This is a genomic window from Streptomyces sp. NPDC001787 (assembly GCF_040297465.1).
In the GTDB taxonomy this organism is placed as follows: domain Bacteria; phylum Actinomycetota; class Actinomycetes; order Streptomycetales; family Streptomycetaceae; genus Streptomyces.
The window spans coordinates 76,330-91,135 of the sequence record NZ_JBEOZE010000005.1 but is presented as its reverse complement, the minus strand read 5'-3'; the positions used below and the strand labels follow the sequence as shown (position 1 = coordinate 91,135).

Sequence of the window (14,806 nt, the reverse complement as noted above, 5' to 3'; positions counted from 1 at the left end):
AGGGGGCAGGGGGCGGGTCCGGCTCGGGGCCGGTCGCCGCCCGGTGCCGGCGGCCATATGTTCGGACGGGCCGACAGCGACCGCGCCGCTGCCGATAGGCTGGGCGGATGACGCGAGCCGAGCAGCCAACGGTCGTGAGCCCCACCTCCGACACACTTGCCGCAGACTCACGCGAGCGCGCCGTACGAGCCCTGTTGCGTATTCCCCCGCTGAAGCGGTTGTGGAGCGCCCAGCTCGTCGGCAGTATCGGCGATGCACTCGCCCTTCTCGTGCTTGTGCTGTTGTCGCTGCAAGCGGCGGTACTGGAGGGCTCATTCGGAGCCGGATACCGAGGGGCGGCGTTCGCCGTCGCGGCGGTGTTCGGTGCCCGGATTATTTCCACCCTGCTCTTCGGAGCCGTACTCCTGGGGCCGTTGACGACGCTCACGGAACCCGGCGGGCCGGTGGACCGGCGCTGGCTGATGATCGGGGCGGACGGGCTGCGGCTCGCACTGCTGGTCGTCGCGCCGCTGTGGATCGACTGGACGCCCGACAAGGCGCTCATGATGATCCTGATCACCGTCTTCGTGACCGGTGTCGCCGAGCGCCTGTGGACGGTGGCCAAGGAGAGCGCCGCCCCCGCACTGCTGCCCGCCCCGCCCCTCGAAGGCGCCGCCGTACGTCCGCTGCCCGACCGCCTCGACGCGCTGCGCAGGCTCTCCCTGCGGACGAACTTCCTGGCCGTACCCGCCGCCGCGGTGGTCCTGCTGGTCGCCACGCTCATCGGCAACCTGCTCGGCTCGGGCCTCGAATGGTTCTCCTTCCACCAGGCGGCCCTCGCCTCGTACGTCGCGGCCGGGCTCTTCTCGGCCTCCATCTCCACCCTGTACTTCCTCGAACTGCCCGCCACCCCCACTCCCCGCCCGCGCTCCCCGCTGGAGGGACTGCGCCGGCCCACCACCGGCAGCGGCCCCGACAAGGGCCGCACCGGGACCGCCCCGCTGATCGTCGGTGCGTGCGCCGCCGTCGCCGGGGCGATCGCCGCCGCGGCGGCCGTCTCCGTGCTGCACGCCGCCGACCTCGGCGGTGGCCCCGCCACGTTCGCGCTGCTGGTCCTCGCGCTGACCGGAGGCACCGGCCTCGGCATCCGCACCGCGCAGAAGGTGCTGCCCGCCCTGTCGCGGCGCAGGCTGCTGGCGCTGGCCACCGCCGCCACCGGCATCGCGCTCCTCGCGCTCGGCCTGGTGCCCGACACGGCGACCGGGCTGATGATCGCGCTGCTCGCCGGCTACACGGCCGGAGTCGCCGCGCACACCGGGCACGCGCTCCTGGACCAGGAGACCGAGGAGTCCCGGCGGGCCAGGACCACCGAGCACCTCCAGGCCGTCGTGCGGGTGCTCGTCGCCCTCGGCGCGGCCGGGGGCCCGCTGCTCGCCGCCGCCATCGGCCGGCACCGCCTGGTCTCCGGCGACTTCGTCTTCGCCCACGGCGGAGCGGCCTTCGTCCTGATGCTGACCGGCGCGCTGCTGCTGCCCGTCGCCGCGCTCGTCCTCGCCAGGACGGACGACCGGGCCGGCGTGCCGCTGCGCCGTGATCTGCGGGAGGCGCTGCGCGGCGGCGACCCGGCCGTCGCGCCCTCGGCCACCGGTTTCTTCATCGCCCTGGAGGGCGGCGACGGGGCCGGCAAGTCCACCCAGGTCGAGGCGCTCGCCCAGTGGATCCGGGCCAAGGGCCACGAGGTCGTCGTGACGCGCGAGCCGGGGGCCACCCCGGTCGGCAAGCGGCTGCGCTCGATCCTGCTCGACGTGTCCTCCGCCGGGCTCTCCAACCGGGCCGAGGCACTGCTGTACGCGGCCGACCGCGCCGAGCACGTCGACTCCGTCGTCCGTCCGGCCCTGGAACGCGGCGCGATCGTCCTGTCCGACCGCTACATCGACTCGTCCGTCGCCTATCAGGGCGCGGGCCGCGACCTGGCCCCGACCGAGATCGCCCGGATCTCGCGGTGGGCGACGGGTGGCCTCGTACCGCATCTGACGGTGCTGCTGGACGTCGACCCCGAGACCGCGCGGGAGCGTTTCACCGAGGCCCCGGACCGGCTGGAGTCCGAGCCGCCGGAGTTCCACGCCCGGGTGCGGTCCGGCTTCCTCACCCTCGCGGCGGCCGACCCGACCCGCTATCTGGTGGTGGACGCCGGCCAGGAGCCGGAGGCGATCACCACCGTCGTACGCCACCGGCTCGACCAGCTCCTTCCGCTCTCCGAGGCCGAGATCGAGGCGCAGGCCAAGGCGCGCCGCGAGGCCGAGGAGGAGGCCCGGCGCAAGGCCGAGGAGGAAGCGGCCCGCAAGGCGGAGGAGGAGCGGCTGGAGCGTGAGCGCCAGGCGCAGCTCGCCAAGCTCCGTGCCGAGGAGGAGGAGCGCAAGCGCCGCGAACTGGAGGAGGCCAGGCAGCGCGAGGCCGAGCGCCAGGCGGAGGAGGCCCGGCAGCGTGCCGAGGACGCCCGCCGCCGCGCCGAGGAGGAGCGCCTCCGGCTCGAAGCCGAGGAGAAGGCGCGCGAGGCCGAGCAGGAACGCCTGCGCAAGCAGGCCGAGGAAGAGGCCCGGCTGCGCAAGGAGGCTGAGGAGCGGCGCCTGGAGAAGCAGCGCAAGGCCGAAGAGGCGCTGCTGCGGGCCGAGGAGGCGCGACGCCTGGCGGAGGCCGCCGCGGCGGCCCGTACGGAGGCCGCGCGTGCGGAGGCCGAACGGCTGGAGGCGGAGCGCGCGGAGGCCGCACGTGCCGAGGCCGCTTCCCGCGCGGAGGCCGCTTCGCGTGCCGAGGCCGCTTCGCGCAGGGAGGCGGCTTCTCGTGGGGAGTCGGCTGCCGCTCCGTCCGTCCCGGACAACGAGCTCACGGTGCCGACGCCGATCGTGAACCCGAACGAGGTGACGCAGCCGGTTCCGAAGGCGGAGCCGACGGACCGCACCCCGTCCGACCGCACCCGTTCCGACCGCTCGTCCTCGGACAGCGACGAGACGGCGATGCTGCCCCGGGTCACCGACCCGGGGGCGGGCCGCTCCGGCGACCGGCCGGTGTACGACGCGGAGGAGACCGCCGTCCTCCCGCCCGTACGCGGGGAGGGTCCCGCCGACCGGGTGCCGCCGGGCATCTTCCGGGACGAGCGTCCGGCCCCGTCCGCGGCGGAGAGCGAGAACGAGCGCACCCGCGAACTGCCGCAGATCAGCGACGGCACGCAGGATCCCCGGGCCGCCCACGACCAGCGGGGACCGGCGCGGCGCAGCCGTCCCCGCCCGGACTGGGCCGAGGAGACCCCGCTGGACGATCTGCCCACGCTCGCCGACGAACTGCTCGGCGGGCACGACGAGGACCCGGGCGACTCGCGCCGGGGCCGCAGGCCGCGCGGCTGACGCGGGCGGGCCGGACTGTCGGACCGTTCCCCCACAATGGGAACGGACGGGACACCCGGCCCGCCGCTCGATGCCATCGCACGGCGCCACCGCACGACACCACCGGAAGGGCGGTGACCCATGACCGTATGGGACGACCTGGTCGGACAGGACCGAGTGCAGGAACAGCTCGGTGCCGCCGCCAGGGACGCCGATGCGCTGGTCACCGCCCACTCCGCAGGTGAGCCCGTGCCCACGGGCTCGAAGATGACGCACGCCTGGCTGTTCACCGGCCCGCCGGGCTCCGGGCGGTCCACCGCCGCCCGCGCCTTCGCCGCCGCCCTCCAGTGCACCAGCCCGGACCGTTCCATGGGCGCGGCACCGGGCTGCGGTTTCTGCGACGGCTGCCACACCAGCCTGATCGGTACGCACGCCGACGTCGAGGTGATCCGCACGGACCTGCTCTCCATCGGTGTGAAGGAGACCCGGGAGCTGGTCCGCCGGGCCCAGCTCTCCCCGGCCGTGGGCCGCTGGCAGGTCATCGTCCTGGAGGACGCCGACCGCCTCACCGAGGGAGCGGGCAACGTACTGCTGAAGGCGGTCGAGGAGCCCGCGCCCCGCACGGTCTGGATGCTCTGCGCGCCCTCCCTGGAGGACGTACTGCCCACGATCCGGTCCCGCTGCCGCCACCTCACCCTGCGGACGCCGCCGGTCGAGGCCGTCGCCGACGTGCTGATCCGGCGGGACGGCATCGACCCGGAGCGGGCCCATGCCGCTGCCCGCGCCACCCAGGGCCACATCGGCCGGGCGCGCCGCCTGGCCACGGACGAGCGGGCCCGCGCCCGGCGCGCCGCCGTGCTCAAGGTGCCGCTCCGGGTGGCCGATGTCGGCGGCTGCCTCAAGGCGGCGCAGGAGCTGATCGACACGGCCACCGACGACGCCAAGCAGATGGCGGAGGAGGTCGACGGCAAGGAGACCGAGGACATGAAGCAGGCGCTCGGCGCGGTCGCCGGGGGCCGGATGCCGCGCGGCACCGCGGGGGCGATGAAGGAGCTGGAGGACAAGCAGAAGCGCCGCAAGACGCGTACGCAGCGCGACAGCCTCGATCTGGCGCTCACCGAACTCACCGGCTTCTACCGCGATGTGCTTGCGCTCCAGCTCGGCTCGCAGATCGCCATCGCCAATGTCGACGTACGGGACAGCCTCGACCGGATCGCGGAGTCGTCGGCCCCGGCGCACACCCTGCGCAGGATCGAGGCGGTGATCGCCTGCCGCAAGGCGCTGGACCGCAATGTGGCGCCGCTGCTGGCGGTGGAGGCGATGACGATGTCGCTGCGGGCGGGCTGAGGTCCGCTCCGGCACGTGGCCCTGTGCCGCTCCGGCACGGGGCGCTGTCCGGGCGCGGAGGAGCGGAGCACGCCGGGCGGTCAGCGCCGGTCTCTTCCTCGCCGTTCACCCGTTTGCGCAGGGAATCGGACGAGTCGTCACCCGGCGACTACGCTCCCAGGATGAACACCAGCCGCCTGCTCCGCACCCTCGCCACCGGTCTCGGCACTGCCGGCCTGCTTGTCTCAGGCTGTAGCAGCGGCAGTTCGACCTCCAGTGCGTCGGCCACCGGCACCGGGGTCCCCAAGGGCCTCACGTCGTACTACGCGCAACACCTGAGCTGGCGCGACTGCGGTGTCGAGGGCTTCGAGTGCACGACGATGAAGGCGCCGCTGGACTACGACAGGCCGGACGACGGGGACATCAAGCTGGCCGTCTCCCGCAAGAAGGCCACCGGTCCGGGCGAGCGGATCGGCTCCCTCCTGGTGAACCCCGGCGGCCCCGGCGGTTCGGCGGTCGGCTATCTCCAGGGGTACGCGGGGATCGGCTATCCCGCCCCGGTGCGCGCCCGGTACGACATGGTGGCCATCGACCCGCGCGGGGTGGCCCGCAGCGAGCCCGTCGAGTGCCTCACCGGCAAGGAGATGGACGCCTTCACCCAGGTCGACCAGACCCCCGACGACGAGGGCGAGATCACCGCGCTGAGCAGCGCCTTCGAGAAGTTCGCGGGCGGCTGCGAGAAGCGCGCGGGCACGATCCTTCCGCATGTCTCCACGGTCGAGACGGCCCGGGACATGGACGTCCTGCGCTCCCTGCTCGGCGACGAGAAGCTGCACTACGTCGGGGCCTCGTACGGCACGTTCCTGGGCGCGACCTACGCGGACCTGTTCCCCGGCCGCGCGGGGCGTCTGGTCCTGGACGGCGCCATGGACCCGTCCCTCAAGGCCATCGACATGAACCGGGACCAGACGGCCGGTTTCGAGGGGGCCTTCCAGTCCTTCGCGGCCGACTGCGTCAAGAAGGCGGACTGCCCGCTGGGCACCACGTCCACCGCGGACGCCGCCACCGCGCTGAAGAAGCTCTTCACGGACCTGGACGCCGAGCCCGTCCCCACCGGGGAGACCCGTGAACTGGGCGAGTCCCTGGCCACCACCGGTGTGATCGCCGCCATGTACGACGAGGGGGCCTGGCCCCAGCTCCGCGAGGCCCTCGCCGATGCCCAGCGCGGTGAGGGAGCCGGGCTCCTCGCCCTCGCCGACAGCTACTACGAGCGTGAGCCGAACGGCACGTACGCCAACCTGATGTACGCCAACGCCGCCGTGAACTGCCTCGACCTGCCGCCCGCCTTCGACGGCCCCGACGCGGTGGAGAAGGCGCTCCCCGACTTCGAGAAGGCCTCCCCGGTCTTCGGCCGCGGCTTCGCCTGGGCCTCCCTGAACTGCGCCTACTGGCCGGCAAAGGCCACGGGAACCCCTCACCGCACCGAGGCGAAGGGCGCGGCCCCGATCGTGGTGGTCGGCACCACCCGCGACCCGGCCACCCCCTACACATGGGCGGAGTCGCTCGCGGACCAGCTCTCCTCCGGCACCCTCCTCACCTACCAGGGCGACGGACACACGGCGTACGGCCGGGGCAGCGACTGCGTCGACACGGCGATCAACACCTACCTCCTGGAGGGCACCCCGCCCACCGACGGCAAGAAGTGCGCCTGACCCCGCCCACTCACAGCCTGACCTGCGCACATGCTCCCGGGGGTGCCCGGTACGGAGCACCCCCGGAAACTGTGTAGACTTGGCGTCGCTGCTGATCGCACCATAGTGCGACAGGGCGTGCCGCCTTAGCTCAGTTGGCCAGAGCAACGCACTCGTAATGCGTAGGTCTCGGGTTCGAATCCCGAAGGCGGCTCGGAATTACCCCAGGACTCACTCGCCGTGACCTGGGGTTTTTTCATGCCTGGGGCATGCCGAGCCGCGCGACGGGGAGGTCGCGAAAGTGCTTGCGTGAGCGATGCGTGAGCGGAGCGGCTCAGGGACCTACTTCTTGGGCTTCCGGCGCTTGGCCTTCTTGCCCGCCTTGGCCTGGGCTTTCGCCTTGTCCTTCGGCTTGCCGCACTTTGCCTTGCCGGCGTTCTTGGCCTTCTCCTTCTTCGCGGCCTTGCGTGCCGCTTTCTCGGCCACGGCCTTGCGCTGGAGAGGGACGAGCTTCGCGGTCGCCTCGGCGGCGCTCCTGCCGACCTGGGGCAGGACGCTCTGGTAGATGTCCCGCGTGATGCGGGTGTCGCTGTGCCCGAGAGTGTCCGACACGATCTTGATGTCGATGTCGGCGGCGAGCATGAGGGTGGCCGCGCCGTGGCGAAGGTCGTGTAGCCGGATCGGCGGGAGACCGGAGGCGGCGACGAGGCGCTCGAAGAGGTCGGTCACCTTGCCGGGATGGAGCCAGGAGCCGTCTTCCTGGGTGAAGACGTGGCCGGTGTCGACCCAGGCCGTGCCCCACTTCTCGCGGGCCTTGTCCTGCCGCTCGCGGTGGCCCTTCAGGACGTCGACGGTGTCGTCGTCGAGTGCGACCACGCGATAGCCGCTGTCCGTCTTGGGGTCGGACGCCTCGATCTCCCAGCCGTCCTGCACGAGTTGGGAGGAGACAGTGAGGGAGTGTGTGTCGAGGTTCGTCTCCGACCAGGGCTGCCCGCATGCCTCGCCTCGGCGTAGGCCGCGGAAGGCGATCAGGTGCCACATCGCGTACAACCGGTCCTCGGCTACGAAGTCGAGGAAGGAGCCGGTCTGTTGGGGCGTCCAGACCATCACAGGCGACGGCTTCTCGCCCGTCTGCTCCCACTTGGCGACCCGCTCGTCCGTCCACACGAGCGCCTTCGGCTTGCGCACGGGGTCGATCTCCACGTGGGCGGCGGGGTTGAACGTGATGATCTGCTGGCCGATCGCGTCGTTCAGCGCCGCGCGGAGGGTTGCCTTGACGTGCTGACGAGTGGAGGGGCCGGTGATGCGGCGGAAGGGCGGCATCTCGTCGATTGCGGCCTTCATCGCCTTGCGTCGGGCTCGGTTCTCGGTGCCCTTCCACGGCACGGTCGCCAACTCGTCGATCGCGGCTCGCCGCTGGGCGTTGTCCTCCAGGATCTGAGCGTTGGCGTCGCGGATGTCCGTGAACATCTCGCTCAGATGGTTGACGCGTAGCCGGTCCAGACGCCGGTTGCCGATGCGCGGCTTCAGGTGGACGCGGATGTCTGTCTCGTAGCGATTGAGGCCGGACTTGCGTATGCGCTTGCCGGTCAGCCAGCGGTCGAGCCATTCGGCGACGGTCAGGCTGCCGATGAGGTCTTGGCCGGAGTTGAGACGCCGCCGCGTCTCCTCTACCTCGGGCAGGGGCGAGCGCTCGCGGCTGACCTCGGCCAGCATCTCGGCGATGAGTTCGGTGCCCTCCGGATCGTCCGAGTCGGCGAGCCCGAGCAGGGCGCGTACGTGGTCGAGGGCGGCTTGGGCTGCCTTGAGGCTGCCATACCCGCCACGGGCGAAGGAGCGTCGGCTGCCTTCCTCGCGGGGTGAGAGCTCCTGGCGTACGGAATAGGTGCAGTGGTTCCTGCTGTTGCGCTTGGGGCAGGAGGTGCCGAATTCCTTGCCGGTCTTTGGGTCGCGGCAGGAGCAGCGGCGGTAGGTGGAGCCCTTCAAAGATCATTCTCCTCGGTGGTGTCGGGGTTGGTGCCGGTCGATTCGATGGCGCTGATGACGTCGGGCCACAGGTGTGGGGGTGTGACGCCCTCTTCCTCGATAAAGGCGCGGACCCGGTACAGGCGTGTCTTGGCCTTCTCGGCGGCTACGGCGGCCTGCGCCTGGGCTCGCAGGGCCTTGGCCTTTCGATCCGCGTTGTGGGCGGTCTTGGCCTGGTAGCGGGCGTGCTCCTCGTCTTGCTGTGCCCGGCGCATCTGCTCCTGCGCGGCGTGGTGGGCGCGGAAGTAGCGGAGCATGTCGTCGTCCGCGCCGAGGTCGGTCTCCTCCCCGGTGAACCAGCGCAGCGCGTCCAGCGACGTGGTCGGGTGTTGGAGAGGAAGGCGTTGTACGTCCTCGACGTAGCCAACGGGATAGAGCAGGCAGATGGGCGGGGTGTTCAGCGCCTCGGCCAGCACCATGACGTCGACCAAGGGCAGGTTGGAGCGGCGCCCGGACTCCATGTTGGCGATGACGTTGCGAGGGATCGGATGACCGATCTCCTCGCACGTGTCGGCCAAGTCCTGTGCGCTCCAACCCAGTTCCTTCCGTCGTCTGCGGACCTCGGCGGCCACGGTGGCCATGACCTGGTCCACCCACTCCGGGACGTCGTCCCCGTCATCGGCCTTGTTCTCTCTAGGATGGCTACGGTGTTGTGTCATGGAGACACATTAGCTCGCTTAGCGTTGATTCCAAGACCTGGAGACGGACGCAGAGGCCGCGTTCGCCGTGGGCTCAGTCATGGATGGAGTGCGCATGCGCGAGAACGAAGACGCCGGATGGGCGAAGGGGATGAGTCGTGAGGAGCTTCTGGGGCTTCCGGCGGCCGTTGACCTGGAGACAGGTAACCGGGCGTTGGGGCTCGGCCGGAGCAAGGGCTACGAGCTGGCCAAGCGCGGCCAGTACCCGTGCAAGGTGCTCAGGCTCGGGAACGCCTACCGGGTGGTGACCGCAGACCTGTTGGTCTTGCTGGGGCTGGCCGCGTGAGGCGCCTGATGCGCCATAGGCCATTCTGCGCTGAGCTGACACAGAAACGCTGGACTGTGGCATGGCGTGGACGTACTGTCCGTGGTCGCTCGCGGTACCGAAACCCCCGCGAGCAAGGGGAGAGCCTCCGGCGGTGCAACGCCGGAGGCCCCGAGACTCCCCAGCAATCCCGTGAGATCCGACCCGGCGGCAGGGGCGTGCAAGCCCGACACCGCCAGACGAGGAGCCGCCCAGTGCAACCCGAGAACCCCGACTCCTATTCCGCCTCCGCCCGAGCGGCCTGGCCCGCCACAGCCATCCCCGGCCAGCCCGGCGCCCACCTGCGCCCCGCCCAGGCCGACGGTGCCACAGCGGACGCGTGCGACGGTCCGGCCGACGGCAGCAGCGAGGCGGACCCGGCGAGGGGCCTGGAGACCATCCCCGACGCGGAGCCGACGCCGGGCTCGGAGCTACTAGATGAACTGCGTTCCCAGATAGCTCAGTTCGTGATCCCACCCTCTTCCGAGGCGCTGGAGGCGATCACCCTGTGGGTGGCGGCGACGCAGCTCCAGCCCGCGTGGCAGCACGCCCCACGGCTGGCAGTGGTGGGTCCTGCGAAGCGGTGCGGGAAGTCGCGGCTCCTGGATGTGCTGACCGAGACGGTCCACGAGCCGATGCTCACCATCAACACCACACCAGCGGCCATCTTCCGCTCGATCAACGAAGAGGAGCCGCCGACGCTGCTGGTGGACGAGGCCGACACCATCTTCGGCCCCAAGGTCGCGGAGAAGAACGAGGAGACACGCGGCCTCCTCAACGCTGGCCACCAGCGCGGCCGGTACGTCACCCGGGTCGTCGGCAACGACCACACCCCGCACAAGTTCGCCACCTTCGCGATGGCGGCCATCGCGGGCATCGGTGACCTTCCGGACACCGTCATGGATCGATCGGTCGTCATCCGCATGCGCCGCAGGGCCGAGGGCGAGAAGGTTAAACCCTTCCGCTCGCGACGCGACATCCCCGCTCTGCACGAACTACGCGACCGCATCCGTGCCTGGGCCCTCCCGCTGCTGGAGGACGCTGCGAGCCTGGAGCCGGAGATGCCGGTCGAGGATCGAGCCGCCGACACCTGGGAGCCCCTGGTGATCGTCGCCGACCTGGCCGGCGGTCGCTGGCCCCGGCTCGCGCGGATCGCGTGCGCACGAATGGTCGCCGCCGAGGTGGCGGCCGAGGAGGACCACCCGAGCGGGGCGCGGATCCTCGCTGACATCCGACGGGTCTTCTTCGCGCAGCGGGAGGCGGACAGCCTCTCCACCGAAGACCTCCTGCACCACCTGAACGCGGACGCCGAAGCCCCGTGGGGAGAGCGTGGACGCTACGGCCTGACCTCCCGGGAACTCAGCGGGATGCTGCGCGACTACGACATCCGGCCCGGCAATGTACGCATGGCCGACCGGACGCAGCGCAAGGGCTACACGCGCAACAAGTTCCTGGACGCCTGGCGGCGCTACTGCCCGACCGTCCACCCGGTCAACGCCCGTCGCGGCGAAGACTGATCCCCACCTCCCTGGTTGCCGTACTTGCCGTCCCTGCCGTGATCGTGCAGGTCAGGGCACACACCAGCAAGACGGCAGTCGAGGGCAAGACGGCAACGAACGCGCCTGAGCACGTGCAGCCAGCAGAGGGATGGCGTCCTGATCCGTCTTGCTCCGTCCCAGGCGTCCTCGCCGTATCGCCGCAGGTCACAGTCCTGCTTGCCGGGACGGCTGCCATAACGCAGCCGTCCCGGCAGGGGACAAGCCGTCCCAAGGCGGAGCCCGAACCGAAGCCGCCGCCTCCCTGTCCCGAATCGGGACAAGACGCTGGCGCTGCCCGCCAGGACGGCACGTCCGGAGCGCTGCCGTCCCGCGCTGACCTGCACGTGCAACGGCCGAGACGGCAAAGACGCCCCGCACCACCACCCCCAGGAGCTTCCGCTTGACCGCCCCGCACCTCACCACGCAAGCACCACAGCCACGAGCCGACGCCCGCAGCGAGAGGCAGCCGAAGAAGCGGGCTGACGCCGAGCAACTCGTGCTCGGCGCGGCCGGCCTCGTCATCGTCGCCCTGACAGCCGGAGCGTTCTGGCTCTCCTACGCGCACCTCGCCGACGTCGCCGGCCAACACGGGCTCGGAGCGACCCCCATCCGCCGCTGGGCCTGGCCTGCCACCCTGGACGCGTTCATCGTCGCGGGCGAACTGCTCATGCTGCGCGCAGCGCTGCGCCGCATAACCGACCCCTGGGCAATCGCCGTCACCGCTGCCGGATCAGTCGGGTCCATCGCGTTGAACGTCGCCGGGGTCAGCGGAACGGACAACGCGCGCAGCGTCCCGCTCCTCGACTACGTGGTCGCAGCCGTTCCTCCGGCCGCCGCGATGGTCGCCTTCGGCGTCCTGATGCGACAGATCCACCAGCTCGTCGCATCGCCCGGCGACTCCTCGGACAGGGGTTCCGTACAGGCACAGAAACGATCGGTCGGCGACATCGGCCACAGCCACCGGCCAGACGCCGCTCCCGATGGTTCGCCAGCCTCCGGTGATGAGCGGACGGAACCTGCGGCCCAGGTGCCGGAGAGCAAGTCGAGCGGTGGCCGTCCGCCGAAAGCGACCATCGCGGAGCTGGCGGACATCGGACGGACGACAGGTCATCAGCACGGCAAACTCACGCGCGGCCTGCTTCGAGCGGCAGTGAAGGACCGAGACCTGACGATCGGCAGTGAGCGGCAGACCGAGGTGATGGAACTACTTCGGCCGGAACTCGAAGCAGCCGGCATCGAGGTCTCCAGGCGCTGACCCCGGCCTGCTCGGGTGACCGGAACCCTTCCGGTCACCCGAGCATCGGCCAACCCGCCGCAGATTTCCACACCTGTGGACAACGCGACGGCCGCGCCGCGCAAACATCGCCGCCCCGCACGCCCAGTCGTACATGGAGCATCTTCCTTGACACACAACCAGCACCTGCCTGACGACACCCACTCTGAGCCACCTGCGGCGCCGCAGTCCCCTACGCTGCTGCCACGTCTGCGGCGGGCGTTCGGGCGGACGGCCCCTGGCGGAGCCAGTAGTACCCCGAGTCCGACTCAAGTCCGGTCTTCGGGGGTTTCCGCCCCAGGGGTGGCGGAGACAGCCCAGCGCCAGGGGGCGCCGGACCGGGAGGTCCGAGCCGAGGACGGCCCCGACCAAAACGAGCTCCATACCGTCCAGCAGCAGATCCTCCACCCCACACCCACCACCGAGCCGCCAACAGGCGAGCGAGAAGCGCAGAGCGTCCAACCGGCGATCCGTCGTTTCACCGGCATCAAGCGGACCGTCCGTGTCGGCCCACTGCGGTTCACTGGCGACGAGCACAACGTGCTCCAGGAGGCCGCCGCCGAGCACGGCTACAAGGGGGAATCCGGCTTCGCTGCCGACATCGTCCTCGCGTTCGTCTCCGGTCGGTTCACGGCGAACCTACCGCTGTCCGAGGACCGCCGCCGCACCCACATGTTCCGCGCCCAGGCGCTGCGCGAGCTCAACCGGATCGGCGTCAACGTCAACCAGATCGCCCGCGCCCTCAACAGCGACCTCACCCCACCCGACGTACGTCACCGCCTCGACGAGCTGCACCGCCTGCTGGAGCTGATCGCCGAGGCCCTGCGCGAACCCGCCGACCCCAGGAAGGACCAAGCCGCGTGATAGCCGCCATCAAGCCGACCGGGTCCAACACCCGTGGCCTGCTCGCCTATCTCTACGGCCCCGGTCGGCACGATGAACATCTCGATCCGCACATCGTCGCTGGCTTCGCCATGCTCGGCATGCCCGATCCCGGCCGGAACCCCGACGCCACCCTCACCCAGCTCGCCCGCCACCTCGACGAGCCCGTACGGCTCCGCAACAGCGAGTTCGGAAAGAAGGTCACCGACCACGTCTGGCACTGCCCCGTCCGAGCAGCCCCCGAGGACCGGCGCCTCTCCGACACGGAGTGGGCCGACATCGCACAGCGGATCGTCGAAGCCGCAGGCATCGCCCCACCCGGAGACGACCTGGCCTGCCGGTGGACCGCAGTACGTCACGCGGACGACCACATCCACATCCTCGCAACCACCGTCCGCGAAGATGGCCGCCGTCCCAAACTCCACGACAGCGGCATCCGCGTAGGCGACGCCTGCCGCCAGGTCGAAAAGGACTACGGCCTACGCCAACTGAAGAAGGGCGACCGCACCGCCGGACGCCGCCCCACCCAGGCCGAGATGCACAAGGCCGAACGCCTCGGCTGGGAGCAGACCAGCCGCCACTGGCTCCAGGACCGCATCCGCGCCGCCATCCCCCACGCCGGCAGCGCTGATGAACTCCTCGCCTACCTCGAAGCCGACGGCATCGCGGTCAAGCCGCACCGCGGACCGTCCGGAGACCTCCTCGGCTACGCCGTCGGCCGCCCCGGCGACCTCAACAAAGACGGCGAACAGATCTTCCACCCTGGCGGCAAGATCGCTCCCGACCTCACCCTCCCCAGGCTCAAGGCCCGCTTGGGAACCACCGCGCCAGAGGAACACCCCACCGCCCGCCGAGAGCGCCGCACTACCCCCTGGCACCAGGCCACTGACGCCCTCGACACCCTCCATGCCGGCATGGCCGACGACTCCCACGCTCAGGCCCACATCACCGCGCTCGGCGAACTCATCGAAGCCACCGCCCAGAATGCCCCCGCCCACTTCCACGCCGAACTGCGAGCCGCTTCACGGGCGTTCGTCCGTGCTCAGCGCTCCCAGATCCGAGCCGAGAACCAGGTCGCCCACACCCTGCGCACGGCGGCCCGCGACATCGCACACACCGCCACCGGCCCCGACGGCAGCGCCCTGGCGACCCTGCTCGGCGCCCTCGTCTGGGCCACCGTCGTCGCCGCCCGCTGGCATGAAGCGAAGAACCACGCTCACCAAGCCGAGGCCGTCCGCCAGACTCTCCACCACCTCCAGACCGGCGCCGACCGAGCCCTCACGCCCGTCATCGAAAGCCTCGCCACTCGCCATCCGAACGACCAGGCCCGTCGCTCCCTCGTCCGCGATGTCCGCGCAGCCATCCCCGACTACGCCGACCGCATCCTCACTGACCCTGCCTGGCCGGCCCTCGCCACCGTTCTCGCCGATGCCGAAGCCGGCGGCCACACACCCCACCAGCTCCTCAAGGAAGCAGCCGCCCAACGCGAACTACACACCGCCCGTCAGCCCGCCCGCGTCCTGATCACTCGCATCCAGCACACCAGCCGAAACCCTGTGCCCAACCGCCGGGCAGAGGCTGCTCGCCGACGCTCGACCATGACGTCTTCGGTGTCGGCTCACCTCAATCCACAACCTGCAGCGGTACCCACGGCACCCGCCGAACGACAGTTCGGACGGCGCCGATAGTCCCAGTCGGTCGGTCTGACCG

The 14,806-nt window shown here is 71.0% G+C and carries 10 protein-coding genes and 1 tRNA gene; 9 read left to right on the top strand and 2 right to left on the bottom strand.

Features of this window, described 5'->3' with window-relative positions:
- Positions 1 to 107 precede the first annotated feature (107 nt).
- The 4 genes from tmk to ABT170_RS09020 all read left to right on the top strand — a co-directional run bounded on the left by tmk (position 108) and on the right by ABT170_RS09020 (position 6,590).
- Complete coding sequence (gene tmk / locus ABT170_RS09035; RefSeq protein WP_351865367.1) at positions 108 to 3,380, top strand: dTMP kinase; 3,273 nt, start codon at positions 108 to 110, stop codon at positions 3,378 to 3,380.
- 120 nt (positions 3,381 to 3,500) lie between these two features.
- The gene (locus tag ABT170_RS09030) at positions 3,501 to 4,706 is read left to right on the top strand and encodes a DNA polymerase III subunit delta' (protein WP_329942919.1); all 1,206 of its coding nucleotides are present in this window, start codon (positions 3,501 to 3,503) and stop codon (positions 4,704 to 4,706) included.
- Between the two features lie 161 nt (positions 4,707 to 4,867).
- Positions 4,868 to 6,397 carry an alpha/beta hydrolase gene (locus ABT170_RS09025; protein WP_351865364.1) on the top strand — a complete coding sequence of 510 codons (1,530 nt, stop codon included), beginning with the start codon at positions 4,868 to 4,870 and terminating at the stop codon, positions 6,395 to 6,397.
- A gap of 119 nt (positions 6,398 to 6,516) precedes the next feature.
- A tRNA-Thr gene (locus tag ABT170_RS09020) sits at positions 6,517 to 6,590 on the top strand.
- Between the two features lie 128 nt (positions 6,591 to 6,718).
- On the opposite strand, the gene ABT170_RS09015 is transcribed toward ABT170_RS09020, so the two are convergent.
- Together ABT170_RS09015 and ABT170_RS09010 are read right to left on the bottom strand one after the other, a co-directional pair.
- Positions 6,719 to 8,362: a tyrosine-type recombinase/integrase gene (locus tag ABT170_RS09015; protein ID WP_351865361.1), complete on the bottom strand. Its 1,644-nt coding sequence runs from the start codon at positions 8,360 to 8,362 to the stop codon at positions 6,719 to 6,721.
- Positions 8,359 to 9,060, bottom strand: coding sequence for a helix-turn-helix domain-containing protein (locus ABT170_RS09010; protein WP_351865358.1), 702 nt, complete (start codon positions 9,058 to 9,060; stop codon positions 8,359 to 8,361). Before ABT170_RS09010 ends, ABT170_RS09015 begins: the two co-directional genes overlap by 4 nt.
- A 94-nt stretch (positions 9,061 to 9,154) precedes the next feature.
- Here ABT170_RS09010 and ABT170_RS09005 point away from each other — a divergent pair, with 94 nt between their 5' ends.
- From ABT170_RS09005 to ABT170_RS08985, 5 genes are all read left to right on the top strand, one after another.
- On the top strand, positions 9,155 to 9,385 hold the full coding sequence (locus ABT170_RS09005; RefSeq protein ID WP_351865355.1) for a hypothetical protein: 231 nt from the start codon (positions 9,155 to 9,157) through the stop codon (positions 9,383 to 9,385).
- Between the two features lie 233 nt (positions 9,386 to 9,618).
- Positions 9,619 to 10,920 carry a DUF3631 domain-containing protein gene (locus ABT170_RS09000; protein ID WP_351865352.1) on the top strand — a complete coding sequence of 434 codons (1,302 nt, stop codon included), beginning with the start codon at positions 9,619 to 9,621 and terminating at the stop codon, positions 10,918 to 10,920.
- Positions 10,921 to 11,341: 421 nt separating this feature from the next.
- A complete protein-coding gene (locus tag ABT170_RS08995) occupies positions 11,342 to 12,196 on the top strand; it encodes a DUF2637 domain-containing protein (RefSeq protein WP_266073185.1) in 855 nt (284 codons plus the stop codon).
- 321 nt (positions 12,197 to 12,517) lie between these two features.
- Entirely contained in the window at positions 12,518 to 13,078 is a 561-nt protein-coding gene (locus tag ABT170_RS08990) for a MobC family plasmid mobilization relaxosome protein (RefSeq protein WP_266073187.1), read from the top strand.
- Entirely contained in the window at positions 13,075 to 14,784 is a 1,710-nt protein-coding gene (locus tag ABT170_RS08985) for a relaxase/mobilization nuclease domain-containing protein (protein WP_351865348.1), read from the top strand. Before ABT170_RS08990 ends, ABT170_RS08985 begins: the two co-directional genes overlap by 4 nt.
- Positions 14,785 to 14,806: the final 22 nt, after the last annotated feature.

Coding starts and splice junctions, on each gene's coding strand:
- ABT170_RS09030 (WP_329942919.1), top strand. CDS start 3,501: ATGACCGTATGGGACGACCTGGTCGGACAGGACCGAGTGCAGGAACAG.
- ABT170_RS09010 (WP_351865358.1), bottom strand. CDS start 9,060: ATGACACAACACCGTAGCCATCCTAGAGAGAACAAGGCCGATGACGGG.
- tmk (WP_351865367.1), top strand. CDS start 108: ATGACGCGAGCCGAGCAGCCAACGGTCGTGAGCCCCACCTCCGACACA.
- ABT170_RS09005 (WP_351865355.1), top strand. CDS start 9,155: ATGCGCGAGAACGAAGACGCCGGATGGGCGAAGGGGATGAGTCGTGAG.
- ABT170_RS09025 (WP_351865364.1), top strand. CDS start 4,868: ATGAACACCAGCCGCCTGCTCCGCACCCTCGCCACCGGTCTCGGCACT.